This is a genomic window from Neobacillus sp. PS3-40 (genome assembly GCF_030915485.1).
In the GTDB taxonomy this organism is placed as follows: Bacteria; Bacillota; Bacilli; order Bacillales; family Cytobacillaceae; genus JAUZPL01.
This window is the reverse complement of sequence record NZ_CP133266.1, coordinates 55,936-73,153: the sequence shown is the minus strand read 5'-3', so window position 1 is coordinate 73,153 and position 17,218 is coordinate 55,936. Positions and strand designations below refer to the sequence as shown.

General features: G+C 36.3%; 17 protein-coding genes and 1 riboswitch. Of the genes, 5 read left to right on the top strand and 12 right to left on the bottom strand.

Annotated elements, in window-relative coordinates; genetic code table 11:
- Nucleotides 1–29: 29 nt before the first annotated feature.
- The 5 genes from RCG20_RS00340 to RCG20_RS00320 form a co-directional block, all read right to left on the bottom strand.
- Nucleotides 30–530, bottom strand: a complete 501-nt coding sequence (locus RCG20_RS00340) for a CBO0543 family protein (RefSeq protein ID WP_308182259.1) — start codon at nt 528–530, stop codon at nt 30–32.
- 327 nt (nt 531–857) lie between these two features.
- Complete coding sequence (locus RCG20_RS00335; RefSeq protein ID WP_308182258.1) at nt 858–986, bottom strand: hypothetical protein; 129 nt, start codon at nt 984–986, stop codon at nt 858–860.
- A gap of 309 nt (nt 987–1,295) precedes the next feature.
- Nucleotides 1,296–3,056, bottom strand: coding sequence for a methyl-accepting chemotaxis protein (locus tag RCG20_RS00330; RefSeq protein ID WP_308182257.1), 1,761 nt, complete (start codon nt 3,054–3,056; stop codon nt 1,296–1,298).
- Between the two features lie 37 nt (nt 3,057–3,093).
- Nucleotides 3,094–3,810 (bottom strand): EAL domain-containing protein, encoded by a 717-nt coding sequence (locus RCG20_RS00325; protein WP_308182256.1) that lies wholly within the window; start codon nt 3,808–3,810, stop codon nt 3,094–3,096.
- Between the two features lie 53 nt (nt 3,811–3,863).
- On the bottom strand, nt 3,864–4,217 hold the full coding sequence (locus RCG20_RS00320) for a hypothetical protein (protein ID WP_308182255.1): 354 nt from the start codon (nt 4,215–4,217) through the stop codon (nt 3,864–3,866).
- Between the two features lie 152 nt (nt 4,218–4,369).
- Nucleotides 4,370–4,454, bottom strand: a riboswitch (cyclic di-GMP riboswitch).
- A gap of 488 nt (nt 4,455–4,942) precedes the next feature.
- Between RCG20_RS00320 and RCG20_RS00315 the strand changes: the two genes are divergently transcribed.
- Nucleotides 4,943–6,133 carry an MFS transporter gene (locus RCG20_RS00315; RefSeq protein ID WP_308182254.1) on the top strand — a complete coding sequence of 397 codons (1,191 nt, stop codon included), beginning with the start codon at nt 4,943–4,945 and terminating at the stop codon, nt 6,131–6,133.
- Between the two features lie 149 nt (nt 6,134–6,282).
- On the opposite strand, the gene RCG20_RS00310 is transcribed toward RCG20_RS00315, so the two are convergent.
- The 4 genes from RCG20_RS00310 to RCG20_RS00295 all read right to left on the bottom strand — a co-directional run bounded on the left by RCG20_RS00310 (nt 6,283) and on the right by RCG20_RS00295 (nt 10,208).
- Nucleotides 6,283–7,539 carry a serpin family protein gene (locus tag RCG20_RS00310; RefSeq protein ID WP_308182253.1) on the bottom strand — a complete coding sequence of 419 codons (1,257 nt, stop codon included), beginning with the start codon at nt 7,537–7,539 and terminating at the stop codon, nt 6,283–6,285.
- 426 nt (nt 7,540–7,965) lie between these two features.
- The gene (locus tag RCG20_RS00305; protein WP_308182252.1) at nt 7,966–8,601 is read right to left on the bottom strand and encodes a YczE/YyaS/YitT family protein; all 636 of its coding nucleotides are present in this window, start codon (nt 8,599–8,601) and stop codon (nt 7,966–7,968) included.
- Between the two features lie 647 nt (nt 8,602–9,248).
- Entirely contained in the window at nt 9,249–9,917 is a 669-nt protein-coding gene (locus RCG20_RS00300; protein ID WP_308182251.1) for a DNA-binding response regulator, read from the bottom strand.
- A gap of 135 nt (nt 9,918–10,052) precedes the next feature.
- Nucleotides 10,053–10,208, bottom strand: a complete 156-nt coding sequence (locus tag RCG20_RS00295) for a hypothetical protein (protein ID WP_308182250.1) — start codon at nt 10,206–10,208, stop codon at nt 10,053–10,055.
- Between the two features lie 750 nt (nt 10,209–10,958).
- Between RCG20_RS00295 and RCG20_RS00290 the strand changes: the two genes are divergently transcribed.
- The 4 genes from RCG20_RS00290 to RCG20_RS00275 are packed head-to-tail and all read left to right on the top strand — an operon-like array spanning nt 10,959 to nt 13,299.
- Complete coding sequence (locus RCG20_RS00290; protein WP_308182249.1) at nt 10,959–11,288, top strand: PadR family transcriptional regulator; 330 nt, start codon at nt 10,959–10,961, stop codon at nt 11,286–11,288.
- On the top strand, nt 11,281–11,595 hold the full coding sequence (locus tag RCG20_RS00285; RefSeq protein WP_308182248.1) for a DUF1048 domain-containing protein: 315 nt from the start codon (nt 11,281–11,283) through the stop codon (nt 11,593–11,595). The genes RCG20_RS00290 and RCG20_RS00285 overlap by 8 nt, the downstream gene beginning before the upstream one ends.
- 13 nt (nt 11,596–11,608) lie before the next feature.
- Nucleotides 11,609–12,532, top strand: coding sequence for an ABC transporter ATP-binding protein (locus RCG20_RS00280; protein ID WP_308182247.1), 924 nt, complete (start codon nt 11,609–11,611; stop codon nt 12,530–12,532).
- On the top strand, nt 12,532–13,299 hold the full coding sequence (locus RCG20_RS00275) for an ABC transporter permease (protein ID WP_308182246.1): 768 nt from the start codon (nt 12,532–12,534) through the stop codon (nt 13,297–13,299). Before RCG20_RS00280 ends, RCG20_RS00275 begins: the two co-directional genes overlap by 1 nt.
- Nucleotides 13,300–13,547: 248 nt before the next feature.
- Here the strand turns inward: RCG20_RS00275 and acnA are convergent, their stop codons facing one another.
- From acnA to RCG20_RS21700, 3 genes are all read right to left on the bottom strand, one after another.
- The gene (gene acnA, locus RCG20_RS00270; protein ID WP_308184432.1) at nt 13,548–16,229 is read right to left on the bottom strand and encodes an aconitate hydratase AcnA; all 2,682 of its coding nucleotides are present in this window, start codon (nt 16,227–16,229) and stop codon (nt 13,548–13,550) included.
- A 172-nt stretch (nt 16,230–16,401) separates the two neighbouring features.
- Nucleotides 16,402–16,593 carry a hypothetical protein gene (locus RCG20_RS00265; protein ID WP_308184431.1) on the bottom strand — a complete coding sequence of 64 codons (192 nt, stop codon included), beginning with the start codon at nt 16,591–16,593 and terminating at the stop codon, nt 16,402–16,404.
- Between the two features lie 312 nt (nt 16,594–16,905).
- Nucleotides 16,906–17,094: an amidase family protein gene (locus RCG20_RS21700; protein WP_374120496.1), complete on the bottom strand. Its 189-nt coding sequence runs from the start codon at nt 17,092–17,094 to the stop codon at nt 16,906–16,908.
- Between the last annotated feature and the right edge of the window lie 124 nt (nt 17,095–17,218).

Below are 17,218 nucleotides of genomic sequence, written 5' to 3'. Positions count from 1 at the left end.
CTAGATTGTGTCCCTTTGTCTATCGTGAGCTAAATAACCCCTTTTGCCTTATACCTTTCAATAGTAGTCTTATCGTATTTTCTAATTAACCCCATTGTCGCCCTTACAAGCAAAAATGAAATAGTTAATGTTAAAGATGAATAAAATATATTCCATCCTTTATGATATTTAATTAATCTTGTGTTTTTTTCAGCCCAATATTCCACCATTGAAATAGGAATACTAAAAATAAATACCTTTGAAATTATTTTTTTTATACTTGAACGATACGTCATTTGATTATAAAGAACACAAGCTATTGGAAATAGTAAAAGGTCAAAGATAATATGGATATCAAAAACTTTTGGAAATGCTCTTACAGGATATGTGACCTTTTTTTTACTAACCACAAAAGAGTCTATAAAACCTGAATAAAACCCTTTAATAAAAAAAACTAAAACCCAATCTTTAACGGGTTGTTTCTTGAATAAAAATGGCAAACTACCTAACCCTATAATTGACATAGACCTTAGTATTTTTATTTCACGCAAAAAAACACACCCCTTTCCTTTTATAGGGTGTGTTTTTTTAAACTTACTATTCACTTTGTTACCGTTTTATTAAAGCTTAGTTGTTCTTGTTTAACTAATCTTTTGTTGAACAAGAACAGGTCTGGACACTTTGAGAATGGAAGCTGTAATGAAGGAAGATTGTGGATTATACTTTTGATTTAACGAAGGGAAATTTTCAATTTCATAAAAAAATATATATGCTTACCAAAAGAAAAAGACCGTCATAAGACGATCTTTTTCAATGTCCCTTAAAAACATTATGTTAATTTTTAGGGACAGAGGGAAAGTTCACTATCCCTTATTGTTTTACTTATTTTCATTTTTTTGGGCTCTTATTGCTATTTTTTTAAGTCCACTTTCTCTCGCAAATTCTGTATCTGCCTTTGATAGAGCTTTTTTATAATTATTAATTTCGTTATCTTTATTTTTACCCATTTTTTCACCACCCTTGTCGTTGTTTAGTTATTCCTTCAAGGGTGCTACCTATTAGTAATACACTGAATAAAAATATCGGATTTAAATTTTTCATATTTTTTCGTTGTTCAGCACCCATGGTTTTAGTTTGCTTTCTTTTTTGTAAGCTATGCATTTTGATTTTTCTCAAATGCTGTTGCAACTTCTACTGACCAGAATGGTAATTAAATAAAAGAAATACAGGTGGACGTCCATGCAAAAAAGGTGCCTACCCCCAGTGTGTTTACGTATCAACACACCAGGGAAAGGCACCATTCTTCTTTTTATAAATTACAGTTTAAATTGGCTAACTACTTCATTTAAGTCTTCAGCTAACTTTGCAACTCCATTTGAACTTCTTGCGACTTCTTCCATAGAACTGCTGGTTTGTTGAGTTGATGCAGAAGTTTGTTCAATTCCAGCTGCAGATTCCTCAGCTGTTGCTGCAATTTCTTGTATGGAACCATTCATTTGTTGACTTCTAGCTGCAATATCTGATAAGTTGGCTGACACAGCTTTGATGTTCGTGACCATTTCTGTTATAGATTTATTTATTTCTACAAATGTTTTGTCTGTTGTTTCAAGTTGTTTCGTACCTTGTTCGACTTCCTTGTATCCATCTAGTAATGATTCTGTGACTAGGCCAACTTCTGTCTGCATACTCGTTACAATCCCGGTAATATCATTTACTGAATTAGCTGTTTGTTCTGCCAGTTTTCTTACTTCATCGGCAACAACAGCAAATCCTTTGCCATGTTCGCCCGCTCTTGCTGCTTCAATAGCTGCATTTAGCGCTAACAAGTTTGTTTGATTGGCAACATCTTTAATAACAATGATCAATTTGGATATTGCTTGGGACTGGCTATTTAAATTTTGAACCTTATGGACAGAATCCTGTACAATTTGATCAATTTTACTCATTTGGTTGGTAGAGGATTCCATTAATTGACTACCTTTATTTGTCATTTCTAAAATTTCATTCGATGCTTTTTGGATTTGTTCCCCATTTTCATTTGCTTCTTGTACTTTTATTGAAAATTCTCCCATAGCAGTGGACAATTCACTTGAAGTATTAGCCTGTGTTTCAGAACCGGCTGCCATTTCTTGCATAGTTATTGCTACTTGCTCAGATCCAGCCTTTACTTCATTTGCCGATTGAGTTAATTCTTCACTACTGCTCGTCATTTCTTCCGAAGCATTGGAAATACTTCTCATAATTTCCTTCAATTTATGTTGCATATCGTTCATGGAATTTGCCAGTTTACCTGTTTCATCCTTAGATTTTATTTTAATAGGTTCTTGAGACAAATCTCCAATCGAAAGATCATTCATTCGTTCAGTTATTCGTTTAATAGGATGAGAAATACTGTTTGAAAATATCCAAATAATTAAAATACCGATGAGCAAAGTAATACTTATTACAATTAAATTTAATATAACAATATCACTAGCTGGTTTATTAAAATCTTTTATGTAAGTCCCGGCACCGATAGTCCAACCCCAATGTGGATCCGTTTCTGAATACGTTACTTTTTGTTCGATTTGATTCTTATCATTTGGCAGTGGAAAAACATAATATACAAAGCCTCCTCCATTATTTCCTGTTTTAACGATTTCCTGACCATATTTTACACCATTAGGATCTTCCTGATCCCAGATATTTTTACCTTCTATATTTGGATGGGCAATTTCATTCCCTTTGTTATCTAAAACAAACATGTATCCGTTCTTTCCTAAATCAATATTTCTATTTATTGGCCTTTTACCATCTGCATTCTTTTCGCCCAAGATAGATATTTTTAATTGTTCTTGCGCATCTTTTAAAGAGATATCACCATTTTCGACGTCTTTATTTAGAGCCTCTATTGTTTGAAGTGTCATTTTTACACTATTTTTTAAATTTGTTCTCCCTAGTTCATCTAAACTAGTAGCACTTTTTTGATAGTTTGAAAAGCTTAAGATAATCATTGGAATAGTTAAAATCAGGATCGAAATAGTAATAAGTTTTGCTTTAATGGATGATTTAAAACTAAATAAAGATTGAAACTTCATTAAAAACACCTTCTATTTTATTATTGTTAAAACTGTTTCACATAGCCATTGGTTTTGGTTTTTCTAAAAGGAATCCTTGACAGATAGGAATACCCAATCGTTTTGCTGTTGCCAAGTCAGATCCACGTTCAATTCCTTCGATCACTACTTCAATTTTGAACTTTTGAGCATAATGAAGAAGGGACTTAATCATTTCCTGTTTTAATAAAGACTTTGAAAGATTGATAGAAAAGTAATGGTCCAGTTTTATATAATGCGGTTCAAGTTCAATAATCATGTTCAGAGAAGACCATCCTTTTCCTACATCATCAATCGCAAATAAAAAGCCCAGACTTTTTAAAAAGATGATCCTCTCTTTTAAAATAGGAATATTCTCCACTCTTTCAGATTCAATGATTTCAAACACAATCATATTTTTCACCCTGGGAAAATGATTTAAAACTTTATTTATAAAGTCTGGAAATTTTCCATTTAATAATGTGGAAGGATAAACATTTATAAACAAGAATTCTTTTGGAATTTTTTCTTGAGAAAAATGCGTTTTTAACAATTTAAGAATGGACTTTGTTTCTAATTCATAGAGTCTCTTAACAGCTTTTGCTTCACGAAAAATAACATCTGGATATCCTATTTTTGAGCGTAATAAGATTTCATTTCCTATCTTTTTCTGGTTTTTTATTTCATATAAACCTTGCGAATAGTGAAAAAATTCACCTGTCTCAATTAATCTATGAATATCAGTTTCCGATTCCAATTTCCCAGATTCCTCTTTCCTTTTAAATTTAAATACAACTACTTAATCTTCACCTAAATCACTTTCATACTCTCCAATAAAGCTTTTGCATCAGAATTTAAATACAACAATATATCTTTTCTTAACATTAATTGGGTATTCTCTCGAATAGCAAATTTCAATCCTCTTATATCAAATTTTCTAGAATACAAATTAATAGAATTAATCACTGCTTGCTCATTTCGTTTAAGAGGTTCAACCTTTTGTTTTTCTAAAAATAGTAGCAATTCTCTTGCATTACTTTTTAGAAGGGATTTTTTATCTTTTAAAAGATCTAAATTCTGTTCAATGTATTTTCTTGCTGTAACAAAGTCTAGTTCATCTACGCTTTTATTTATCATTGTAATCAGTTCTTGAAAATTCATCATAATAAATCACTCCTTTTGTGTTTTTGGCAATACCCAGACTAAAAGTCCACATTGTGTAAACACAAGCATGCCTTCTTTTTTCAATAAAAAAACCCACCAAAAAAGGTAGGTAAAAAGTCATAATTATAAATAGCGTTTATGGCTTCATCTTTTTTGGTAGCCTGACAATCATAGTAATTCAACTTTAGACTCATGGCTTTGCGTCCCTACTTTTCAGTAAGTTTGCCTTTTCATATTTTATTATTTAATTACATCAGAAATTATGTAAATAGGGTTGCAACTATAGTTAAAACAGAAACTTCTACTCTAATCATTTTGATCGTGATGTTGATTTACCGTTTGTCTTTTTAAAAGGTAGATTCCTAAGTTGTTTCAAACTAATAATCTTCAAATATTTAACAACCTATAGTTACTTTATCACTGTATCAAAATGAAAAAAAGGGACTTTTGTATCATTTTTTGTTGTATTTTGTCAGAAATTGTCCTAATTTGTTACTAATTGCTGTATCAAAAGTCCAAATTGTCATTCCCTTTAAAAGCAAGCATGCACCAACCACTAATAAACTTGCTGCTCCAATCAAAGCAGAATCATAATCATGAGCATGAGTGAATGATGTAAAAATTCCGACAATAGATGGTCCAATCCTGTTTTATGGTATGATTGTTAAATTGTTTATTTATCTAGCATGTGAGACATTTATGTTCATTTAAGAAAAGAGGTATTTATGCACACCGCAGAATTATCCAAGCAACATTGGCTACTCATCTTAACACTTACTTTATTAACTTTTGTTCTAGGGACAAGCGAATTTGTTATCGTCGGAATTTTAACCGATATTTCTTCAAGTCTTCATATGACAAATGCAAAAACAGGTACACTTGTTTCTGCATTTGCGATTACGTTTGCCATTGCCACACCCCTCGTGATGTCGGCAACAAGTCATTTTCCAAAACGTAAATGGATGTTATTTTTGATAGGATCGTTCACCATCCTAAATGCTTTGTGCGTGATTTCGACAAGCTTCATCATGCTCCTTGCACTGCGGATGATGACGGCGATTGTAACTGGCGTTTTAATCTCACTTGCTATGATTGTTGCAAGTGAAACTATGCCGATCGCAAAACGCGGCCTCGCTATATCATTCGTTTTCGGCGGTTTTACGCTTGCGAACGTGATTGGAGTACCCATTGGCACTGTCATCGCTGAATGGTACGACTGGAATACGACCTTCCTATTAACGACTTTTCTAGGTGGTATTGCGTTTTCGGCTTCCTTCTTTATTTTGCCAACTATGCACAGCCAATTTCGTAGTTCGATACGTGATCAATTTTCTTTGTTGACACACCCACGAATCTTAATGGCTTTCTTCATTCCATCTCTTGGATTTGGAGCCACATATGCTGTATATACGTACCTTGTACCGATCCTGAAAGGAATGGCAGCACCAAGTAGTTCAATCAGTTTGATTTTGTTTGGCTACGGATTTATTTCGATCTTTAGCAACATACTGGCTGGTAAAATTGCCAACCACAATGCTATCGGACGCCTTCGGTTTGTTTTCTTAGTCCAAGCAATTGTTCTGATCAGTTTATATTGGACGACAAATAATTTTATCTATGGTTTGGTTAACCTTGGCATAATGTCGTTAATGGCTATCCTTTTAACAACATCTACCCAGCTTTATTTGATAGACCTTGCCGGTATTTATCAACCAAAAGCGACAGGACTAGCTGCTTCACTGATGCCAGTCGCAAGCAATTTTGGTATTGCCTTTGGTTCCGCATTAGGGGGAATTGTTTACCATCAAGGAAATTTGATGAGTGTGACATGGGTCGGTGGGTTGGTTGCAATATTAGCAAGTCTTCTAACTTTCCTAAGTCATCGCTTAGACCAAAAGCAAATGAAACCAACATAAGGGACAGACTACAAACGCCTTGTGGCGAACGTCATAGTAAGAATAGCTTCCCAAGGCCGACAGGCGTAAGCCAACAAAGTTCACCATGACCATGGAGACGTTTTATATTTCGAAGAGCCAGGAAAAAATTAGCCTGGTTCTTTTTCCTTCTACTTCCCCTTGTGCGGATTGGAAATAGCACCCATAAACAAGATTGCTCCCGTTACATTATCTGTTATTGCCATAAAAAATGGATGATTGATATCCATATGGAATGGTTCAGCCACAGGAGCCGATTTTGTTTTCATTTTTACCAAGGTTGCTGCAGCTGCTTCAGAACCTTCTTCATTCACATTTATAAACGTTTTTTGTTTTATTTTGCTAATCCATACAGGACTACTCTCTTTAATCATTTTCGTAAAATTAGCCTCATTTTCATTAAATGCGCTCGTCATACCCAGCTTCTTTAATGCTTCATTCCATTCTGCTTTGTATTCCACCTGAAATTTTGGCAGTAGAACCGTTCCCTCTTTTTCATGGAATTCAGATTTCCATTTCTCCCAGTTTTCATTCGTAATCATCTTTTCAAATTCTTCCAAACTGGAATTCTCACTCGGTAGAAATACAATCATGTTCATTTTTCCAGCGGCGTAAGGGAGAGTAACCGCCTGGAAGTCTTTATTTTCTATATAAGCTACTTTCTCAATAAGAGTCATGATCTGCATATCTTTCGAGGTTTCGTCATCCAAATGAAAAGTTCGATTCTCTGTAAGTTTTTTATCAAATTCATGCATCCAATCCCCTTTAAAATAAATCGCGTTAATGAGGAAGGATACTGTATTAGGATCTATATCAGTCCGACCTATCATTTTGTTGATTTTTCCATTTGTCGATTTTTCAACCCAGTCATTTATGATTTTGGGAGTCTGGGGATTTGATGGGTCCATTTGTTGTATTTTAGCGTTATAATAATCGCCGTTATTTTGTGCAAAATCATCCTGAAAGTGAAAATGATTGTTTAGCCAAATCGAGTTTGCGATATGTAACTGACTATGCTTTGAGTCACTTTGAAGCATAGTCATCAAGGATGCATTGGATTTATTTAGCTGCTTTACCTCGATCCCCTCTGCATGGAAAACCTTTGCCATTTCCTTTTTCGTAACCCCATCCGCTCCGTTATAGACCATGGACAACGCCATCAATAAACTCGTAGGAGAAATAAATTTGTTGCCATCTTTATTTGCCCTAGCATTCGGCAGCAAGTCGAATCCCAATTGATTATTAGCGGAAATAATTTTTTTATAATTATTTTTGTTAAAATCTACTTTGCTTAAGAATCCCGGACTTTCCTGGTTAGTAACTGTTCCCAAGCTGATAACCAATATCAAAAAAATCACAACTATTAATGGAACGATTAATTTTTTCAAATGCACTCCCCCCTTTGCATTATTAGACTTTCAAAATCAATAAATGTTTCAATGGAAAAAGGACCAGTCCTACTTCAGACAGTTCCATCGGAAAATTAAATTGTAATCTATTTATAATGCAGTTAAGGTAACAAGGCTATTCGAGGGTTTGTTAACTTACAAAACCAACATAATAAGACGGTGTGAGCGAAGCTGATCTTCTCCTAATTTGAAGCGATAACAGTTTATTTAGCGCTTCGAATTAGATGAAATGATTCCCTTTGCACAGCTCCGCCCCTTTTCCTCATAAAGAAAACTCGCCGATTGGCGAGCCCATAAGGGCGATGACAGAGGCGTAGTTGCCCTTATACGCGAGCAGAATTTATGGATATAAATTCTGATTAGATAAAAAAAGCTAACCCTCTTGAAGATTAGAAGGTTAGCTTATTAAGCAGCTAGTTTTTTGTGTTCTTTTTTCTCAAGCATATACTTTAATAGCGTTTTACACTGTGGTAAGGAAAACCCTACAATCGGGCCTAATAAAAAGGCAATAATTACTGTACCAATCCCAACTGGACCTCCCAATGCCCAACCCAGAATGAGTACTAGTACTTCCATTCCATTACGAACCCATTGAATACTCCATCCTGTTTTGTCTACAATTAAGATCATAATACTATCTCGTGGTCCGGAACCCAAATCAGCCGAAACATAGATTCCAATTCCATAACCTATTAGAACAACGCCTAAAATAAAGTAAAATATTGCTCCTATTAAACTATTAATACTTGGCAATAGCCACATAAAGAAGTCAATAAATAGACCAAGCAACAGCATATTTAAGAACGCGCCTATTTTAGGTAGTTTTTTCGTAGCTATGGAGGCAAAGGTTAGCAAAAGGAATCCGATAATTATGGACCAAGATCCAATTGTTAGCCCTAGTTTCAGAAACATTCCATAATGAAACACATCCCAAGGACCTATTCCTACTACCTTTCCTTCAATTGTCAAGGCAATACCAAACGCTAAAATGATCAGTCCAAAAACAAAAAAAGACCAGCGAAGAATCCATTCTTTTCTCATTACTTCCCCTCTAATCTCGAAACTTTTTACTTAGATTACTATCTCTTACCTATTTTTTGGGAAACATTTAAAAATTCATGGAAATCCCCAGAGAAATTCCCCTAATGATTATACCTTTTTTTATCCTTATTACCTAAATAATTTTCCAATAATCCGAGAGTAGATTATCGGATTATCAAAAAACCTGATTTACTTATGGTACGGTTCACCGTGTTATATCTAAATGAGGTTTTTAATAAATTAATGCATATCTAATCTATACAAGATTATCAATTATTGGGCCAAAACCTGCTAATATAGTCATAGTGATTGACTAAGCATTATTTTAATCTAAAAAAATTTGCAAGTGATTTCCCTTCTTAAACAATAATTTCTTCATCCCTTAAACGTTGCTCTCCTTGTAGATGAAAAATCCTCTTAAATAATAGAAGGCTTGTCCTTACTTGGGTAACCAGCGACATTAAAATAAGCGGAGATTTTTCGGTTAGATGCAGAATGGAGCTCATTTCGGGGTAAATAAGCGGAGGGTTTCCGGTTATGCAAGGCAAAGTCCCACATTTTCGCAGTTTTCGAGTTAATAGCCGGAATCTCTCCTTTTATTTTAGCTATTTTCAATCCAATTTGCTAATTAAGCGAAATTTTTCCGTCTATATATCAAACTGGGTGCTTAATCTGGTCCCCAACCGATAAGAGCGAACCCTCATGGTCCCAGATGCGGGAATCAGCATCCTTTTATCGACTAGTTGAGAGAGTACTTTTTTTACCGTCTTGTCACTTAACTTCAGATACTTCTCGACTTCTACAGGTGATATGGCTTCTCCTTTTCGAATCGCTAGCCGTAGCACTTCCTTTTCGCCAAAGGATAGAGAGGTCTGATCCAGTTGATCACCCATCCTTCGGCCGATCACTTGCTGGACAATCTGTTGGCACCGACGAGGTTGCTCTTTAACTTGGTCATAAGAAAAACGGATCATGGTCCAACCGTCTATCACCAACTGGTTTTGGCGTTCCAGGCTGTCGGAAAATTGCCACCTGCTTATGTTCTTCAGGTGAGGGCCATATCCGTCGATCTCAAGGCAAATCCGGATGGCGGGACGAATATAAGCAAAGTCCAAATACCTTTTGCCATCCTTGAAATCTTTGACTTCATATTCCGGATGAAGGTGGCGGAAATGATAAAATAAAGGCCACCACACTTCCTTCAAAAACATCATTTCTGCATGGCTGTGACCTTCTTGTAAGCGTCGCAGCCGTTCACCGGTTCTTGCTTGCAAGTGCGCATTCATAAAGGCTTGGTATTCTTCTTCAAATCCCATAGCTTCCCTCCTTATTTATTCCTCAATCGGAACCATAAAATCATATTCAGGGGCTCCATACTTCACAAACATATGTTCCTGATACTCCTCAAATGATAAATGAAAATTTTCTGGGCGGATACCAAATAGTATGGTTTATACTCCGTTTTCGTAAGAAACTAAGTACCTTTTTTCTTGATTAACATTTTTGTCCATAATTTGTGCTTTTAAATCTTCTAATTGTGCATCTGTTTGACTACAATTCAAAATCGCCTTTTCCCGACTTCCGTCTTTATTTACCACTATAAACATACCGTCCCCTTCACTCTTCTCTTCTTTGTATTCAATATTATTTTTGGTATATTTTTCAATCGTTTTGTTGTAATAATAACCACAACTCATACAAAAAGTGTACAGTTCATAAGTTTTGTAATAATAATCTTCAAATTCCCCAACATGGGCATTTTATAGCATACATATTCTATGCCATGAATGAATCATCTCCTTTATTTATTCATTTAAACATCGGCCAATTTTTAAAATTAATGGGAGTTAATGTAGAGTATAAAAACAGGTTTAATGTGGTTTAGATTGGAGAAAGTAAAAGGTGAATTAAGACTAATGATTTCATGCGGTAGGAAAGGAGATAAGAATATGCCGTTGATGAATTTGAGGATTGAGCTATTTTTAGAATAAAAGAATTCCTAAATTTGTCAACCTATTTCCCTTAAATTTCGCCAATAAAATTCTGATCATTTTTATTTCTGTTAAGAGAACTTGTTACGTTTTAGCCTCCCCATCCTTAAGGAGAGGCATTTGACTAAAAACTCATTTACTTATGGTACGGTTCACCGTGTTAAATCTAAATGAGGTTTTGAGTTAGGTATGCTTTCGTAAACTTTTTTATTAAATGTCGTCTTCATACTCGGTAGCACTTACAAATTACCCCTGTTGCATCCCTAGCCTATATAAATAAAAAAAGAAAATGATTTGACACATCCGCTACTTCGTAATACTATATAGTGGTACTAAGTAATGCTAAGTAGATCGATAGGAGGATATATGAAGGATTTAACTGAAATGCTTAAGGGAGTTCTTGAAGGAGTGGTTCTTCAAAAGATTTACTCTGGCGAAACCTATGGCTATGAGATAACTAAGTATCTTACTGAGTTAGGTTTTGATGATATTGTGGAAGGAACTGTCTATACCATACTTGTTCGAATTGAGAAAAAAGGGCTCGTGGAGATTGAGAAAAAGAAATCTGAACTTGGGCCTGCGAGAAAATTCTACACGCTAAATGCTAAAGGCGAACAAGAATTAAATGACTTTTGGCAGCGCTGGACATTTTTAGAAGAAAAAATGAAGGAGATAAAGGAGCAAAATGATGTTTAAAAAGATGATTCAAGAAAAACGAGAATATCGTGCCTATCAAAAAAGAGTGAATGAATTACCTGAAGAGTTCAGAGTAGCAATGAAAGCAATTGAAAGTTATATGTGGAATTTTGCTAAGGGCTCAGGCATGTTTGAACTTTTGAAAAATATTTTAGAGATGTTTGAGAATAGTGCCAATGATGGCTTAAGCGTACGAGATGTAGTAGGAAGTGATATAGCAGAATTTGCTGACTCATTATTGGCTGAATTTCCAGAAGAAACATGGATGGACAAAATGAGAAAAAAATTAAGAGACTCTATTAAATAAAGGAGAGTAAGCCATGAATTCAACTGCCCTTGAAATCAAAAATGTAAAAAAGAGTTTTAAAGGGAATGAAGTTTTAAGAGATGTAAATATCACTGTGAAAGCAGGTTCCATCTATGCTTTATTAGGTGCTAACGGAGCTGGGAAAAGTACCCTATTAAAAATTGTTACAGGACTACTGAATAGCGATGGTGGAAAAGTGACAATTAAAGATATTAATGTTGCTGACAATCCCGTAGCGGCACAAAAATTATTTAGTTTTAGTTCACAGAATACGACCGTCGATGGAGTACTCACTGGATATGAAAATCTTCATTTGATTGCAAAATTGCGACATGAACGCAATCCGAGAAAAGTTGCTGAAAATCTGTTAGTGAAGTTTGATCTGATTGATGCCAAAGATAGAGCTGTTTCAACTTTTTCGGGAGGAATGCGACGCCGTCTTGACTTAGCCATGAGTCTAATTGGGAATCCAGAGATCATTTTTCTAGACGAACCTACTACTGGATTGGATCCAAATAGTAGACAGGATCTTTGGAATACGATTAAAGAAATGAAGTCGCAAGGGAAAACCATCTTCTTAACAACTCAACATTTAGAGGAAGCAGATTATTTAGCTGAGAAGATAGGCTTTTTACGTGATGGGAAAATTGTTGCTAGTGGCACTCCAGATGAAATGAAACGGATGGCTGGAGCAGATAAATTACTTCTTGTATTTAATAGTAATCAAGATACAGAGAAAGCTTTAGAACTTTTAAAATCATATTCTCCTGTAAAAAAAGAAGGTTATGAGATTTCCATTGATTTAACAGAGGATTTAACTACAACGTTAAACGTATTGAATGCTCTAACGAATGAAAAAATTGAACTCAAGAGTTTCAAAATGATTACCCCAACCCTTGATGATGTATTTATGACACTAACGAAAGGGAGAGAATAATGAATATAGTACAAAATTTTGGTGATACAATAACACTTGCCAATCGAATTATTAAACATAACATGAGAAGTATCGATACGCTTATTACAGTTATTGCAATGCCTATCATGATGTTATTAGGTATGGTTTATATATTTGGAGGAGCGATCCAAATTCCAGGAGTATCACAAGATGATTATATTAACTATATCCTCCCTGGAATCTTATTAATGACGATTGCCACAGGCTCTGCTTATACCTCTCTACGAATTAACTTAGATAAAACTTCTGGGATGTTTGATAGATTTAAGTCAATGCCTATATCCAAATCATCTGTATTAGGTGGTCAGGTTTGCGCTTCCGTTGTCTCTATGCTTGTATCGATTATTGCCGTTTTGTTAGTTGGATTTCTAGCTGGATTTAGGAGTAATGCATCAATTTCAGAATGGCTTCTTGTGGCATTAATAATTGTTCTTTTTTCTCTTGCATTAACATGGATTTCAGTACCTTTTGGCTTGGCCTCTGGAAGTATTGAAGGAGCTAGTTCCTTCTCTTACATTTTGTTGATGTTGCTTTTTGTCAGTTCCGCATTTGTCCCTGTCGATGGAATGCCAAAAGTAGTTCGAATCTTCGCAGAAAACCAACCGATGACCCCGATTATACAAACAGTCAGAAATCTATTAAATTCACAAGCTGTTGGAAATGATTTATGGGTGTCCATAGGCTGGATGGTACTAATCATAATGATTTCATACCTATTTGGAATGAAAGTTTATAGGAGAGTATAAACAACTTATACTATTTATTCACTCATATTTCACGTAATTTTGAAATAACAAGCCAAAAATAAAATTATTTTCGGCTTGTTATTTTATTTGTAACTCAAACCTCATTTACGTATGATAGGGTTCCCGTAACTAATTATTCCTGCAGTTTCAAAAAATCCCCAAATACAACAATTAATCAATTAAGGCTCCTAACCCGAATAATGTCGATGAATTCGTCAAAATGCGGTGGTGACAGGCATTATTAATATTTAATTAAGCAATTGTCGTAAAACGGTTTGCAAAATTCCGCCATTTCGGTAATATTCCACATCAACAGTACTATCCAGACGTGTGATGACTTCAAAATCAAAGGTTGAACCGTCTGGACGTAAAGCCCGTACAGTAATGATTTTGCCTGGTTGTAAATTATCATTCAACCCAGGAATGGCAAACGTCTCCAAGCCATTGATACCAAGCGATTTCCAACTTTCACCCTCTTTAAATTGCAAAGGAAGTACACCCATCCCAACAAGATTGCTTCGGTGAATTCGCTCAAAGGATTCCGCAATGACCGCTTTCACTCCAAGCAATAAGGTTCCTTTTGCAGCCCAGTCGCGTGAGCTTCCTGTCCCATATTCCTTCCCTGCGATCACTACCAGCGGAGTCCCGTTTGCTTTATATTGCATTGCAGCATCATAGATTGGCATGGTTTCTCCGGTAGGAAGATACTTTGTGTAGCCACCCTCAGTTCCTGGGACCATTTGATTGCGAATACGAATGTTGGCAAAAGTGCCTCTGGTCATGACAAGATCATTTCCACGGCGGGATCCATAAGAGTTGAAATTTTCTATTTTGACGCCGGCTTTTTGAAGGAATGTTCCGGCAGGGCTGTCTTTTGCAATACTGCCGGCCGGAGAAATATGATCCGTCGTCACCGAATCCCCAAGCAAGGCCAAACTCTTCGCTCCATGAATCTCTTGAATAGGCTCAGCCATAGGCTTCAACCCCTCAAAGAAAGGCGGGTGATGAATATAGGTAGAAATGTCGTCCCATTCATAAAGTTTTCCTTTTGATACGGGAAGTTCATTCCAGTGTTCATTAGCCTCGAAAACATTTTCGTATTCTTTTCTGAACATATCGGGTTCAATTGCCCGGTTGATCGCTTCTTGAACTTCTTCCGATGTAGGCCAAATATCTTTTAAAAAGACAGGTTCATTTTTTTCATTATAACCTACGGGCTCTGTTTCAAAGTCAATGTCAATGCGGCCGGCTAAGCCATAAGCAAGAAGGAGTGGCGGAGACATCAAAAAGTTGGCTTTCACCTGTGCATGTATGCGTCCTTCAAAATTCCGATTTCCGCTTAAAACAGAAACAACCGTGAGATCATTTTCACTGATTGCCTTTCTAACTGGATCTGGCAGTGGGCCGCTGTTTCCAATACAAGTGAAACAGCCGTATCCGGTAAGATTGTAACCAAGCTTTGCCAATGGTTCGATTAGCCCCGCTTTTTCGAGATAATCCGTAACAACCTTTGACCCAGGAGATAAGCTGCTTTTGACATAAGAAGGACGCCGTAAGCCTTTTTCAATCGCTTTTTTGGCTACAAGACCCGCGGCAAGCATGACAGACGGGTTGGATGTGTTTGTGCAACTGGTAATAGCTGAAATGACAACGGAGCCCGTGCCAATTTTGGCCTTTTCACCGTTTGCAAATGTAACTTCCACTTCTTTTTTGATTTCATCCTCCGGAAGCTCGTATCCGCCTTGTTCAATAGGAGCACGCAGGATTTGATTCCATTTTTCTTTCATATCCGTTAAAGCAATACGATCTTGCGGACGTTTCGGACCTGCTAAACTTGGCACAACGGTTGAAAGATCAAGTTCAATCGTATCCGAGAAAACTGGATCCGGTGTATCATCAGTGCGGAACATTCCTTGTGCTTTATAATATTGTTCAACAAGTTGAACAAGTTCTTCACTTCGTCCTGTCCGACGCAAATAATTCAAGGATTCCTTATCGACCGGAAAATAGCCCATTGTTGCACCGTATTCAGGTGACATATTCCCTACCGTTGCGCGGTCTGGAAGGCTAATACTCGAAAGTCCTGTCCCATAAAACTCGACGATCTTTCCAACAACGTCTTTTTTACGCAGGATTTCTGTAATCGTCAGGGTCATATCTGTAGCTGTGACCCCTTCTGAAAGCTTACCGGTTAATTTAAACCCGATTACCTCGGGTGTAATAAAATAAAGTGGCTGCCCTAACATTCCCGCTTCTGCTTCAATCCCGCCAACACCCCATCCCACCACGCCAAGTCCATTAATCATGGTCGTATGAGAGTCACAACCGACAAGAGTATCGGGGAATACTACCTTTTGGCCATTTGCTTCCTTCGTTAAAGTAACTTTTGCTAGGTACTCTAAATTCACCTGGTGGCAAATTCCAGTTGATGGGGGAACAATGCTTAGGTTCCTAAAGGAGGTTTGTGCCCATCTTAAAAATTTATACCGCTCGCCATTTCGGCGAAATTCCATTTCAGCGTTATAAGCAAAGGAATCATCCGTTCCAAACCGGTCAACCATAATCGAATGGTCAATAATAAGATCAACGGGAACAAGTGGGTTTATGTTTTCCGAGTCACCGCCTAAGGCGTCCATTGCAGATCGCATGGCTGCCAAATCTACAATTGCGGGAACGCCAGTAAAATCTTGTAATAAAATTCTTGCCGGTTTAAAAGGGACTTCCCCAGTCCCTTGATTTTCCATCCATTGGGCAAATCTTTCAACGTGTTCATTTGTAATTGTTTTTCCATCCCATTGCCGTGCGGCTGCTTCAAGCAAGATCTTTATTGAAAATGGAAATGACGATACTTTTTTGAATCCCTTTTCCTCTAAACTTGAAAGAGAATAATAGTTGAAAGAATGATTCCCGGATTTTAACTCTTTTAACATAAAAGAATAATGATGAGAAGTTGACAATTCCAATTGCCTCCCTTGCAGCAAAACGAAGCAAGTTCATGACTTTTATTGCACTGCTTCATTTTTAAAGACTAATAAATTCGTTTAACCGAGGTCACAAGCGAGTCATTCCGATTCTTCAGCCTGCGCCAATTGAATTCAATTCCTATATTTTCTTGCCTTTTTCTATTTCAGTTTTATCAATTACTGATTCGGGAAATTTCAAAGTATCTGAGGTCGTTCCTTCAATCAAACCATTATCCATGGTGACGTTGCCCCCTCCCAGGCCCTCATTGACCATCCTGTCAATATCCACGAAATAATCCTCTCTGCTATCCTGCTTCTTAGGACTCGGCATCAAGATTTCACTCCTTTCAATTATTGGATAATTCAACCTACTGTACTGAATAATCGTGGGAAATTAACGCCGGGCCTTATTGTAAAGTCCCGTATTTCATTTCTTACATAAGCATTTTCTGATCACAGTGACCTCATTTAATTTTCCCTGACAATGGAACGATATACATCTAATATTGGAATTTGGTATGTTGAATGGATCAATTGATATACAGAGGAATGAGATGGATTTTTTTCTTACCTATTTAAAATAGAAACAGAAATAGAAGTGGAAACACGAAAACTACTCATCCTAGGCTGAGTGTTCTCAATCCTAAAGTAGCTGGCAACGTCTATATCCTCGAAAATCTTTTTCTATGATTCTTCCGAAATGAAATAGTGCCTTTTCTTGTCCTACTGTAGTTATTAATTGTACTGCTATTGGAAGTCCATTCTTGGTCTCCCCTGCAGGTATGGTTAAGGCGGGAAGCCTTAATGTGTTGGCAATCCCCACATATTGCATATATTTTTTCGTTTGGACTGCTCCTTAATAAATAAAATTTCTGTCAGAACTATTACCTAAACGCGTATATGTAAAAACAAAACCAGATCTAAAACTCTTACCCCCTTTTATATAAAAATTACTT

Bases quoted from the DNA above. Each gene is read 5' to 3' on its own strand.
- RCG20_RS00335 (WP_308182258.1), bottom strand. From the start codon at position 986: ATGGGTAAAAATAAAGATAACGAAATTAATAATTATAAAAAAGCTCTA.
- RCG20_RS00330 (WP_308182257.1), bottom strand. From the start codon at position 3,056: ATGAAGTTTCAATCTTTATTTAGTTTTAAATCATCCATTAAAGCAAAA.
- RCG20_RS00320 (WP_308182255.1), bottom strand. From the start codon at position 4,217: ATGATGAATTTTCAAGAACTGATTACAATGATAAATAAAAGCGTAGAT.
- RCG20_RS00315 (WP_308182254.1), top strand. From the start codon at position 4,943: ATGCACACCGCAGAATTATCCAAGCAACATTGGCTACTCATCTTAACA.
- RCG20_RS00305 (WP_308182252.1), bottom strand. From the start codon at position 8,601: ATGAGAAAAGAATGGATTCTTCGCTGGTCTTTTTTTGTTTTTGGACTG.
- RCG20_RS00300 (WP_308182251.1), bottom strand. From the start codon at position 9,917: ATGGGATTTGAAGAAGAATACCAAGCCTTTATGAATGCGCACTTGCAA.
- RCG20_RS00295 (WP_308182250.1), bottom strand. From the start codon at position 10,208: ATGTTTATAGTGGTAAATAAAGACGGAAGTCGGGAAAAGGCGATTTTG.
- RCG20_RS00290 (WP_308182249.1), top strand. From the start codon at position 10,959: ATGAAGGATTTAACTGAAATGCTTAAGGGAGTTCTTGAAGGAGTGGTT.
- RCG20_RS00285 (WP_308182248.1), top strand. From the start codon at position 11,281: ATGTTTAAAAAGATGATTCAAGAAAAACGAGAATATCGTGCCTATCAA.
- RCG20_RS00280 (WP_308182247.1), top strand. From the start codon at position 11,609: ATGAATTCAACTGCCCTTGAAATCAAAAATGTAAAAAAGAGTTTTAAA.
- RCG20_RS00275 (WP_308182246.1), top strand. From the start codon at position 12,532: ATGAATATAGTACAAAATTTTGGTGATACAATAACACTTGCCAATCGA.
- acnA (WP_308184432.1), bottom strand. From the start codon at position 16,229: ATGTTAAAAGAGTTAAAATCCGGGAATCATTCTTTCAACTATTATTCT.
- RCG20_RS00265 (WP_308184431.1), bottom strand. From the start codon at position 16,593: ATGCCGAGTCCTAAGAAGCAGGATAGCAGAGAGGATTATTTCGTGGAT.
- RCG20_RS21700 (WP_374120496.1), bottom strand. From the start codon at position 17,094: ATGCAATATGTGGGGATTGCCAACACATTAAGGCTTCCCGCCTTAACC.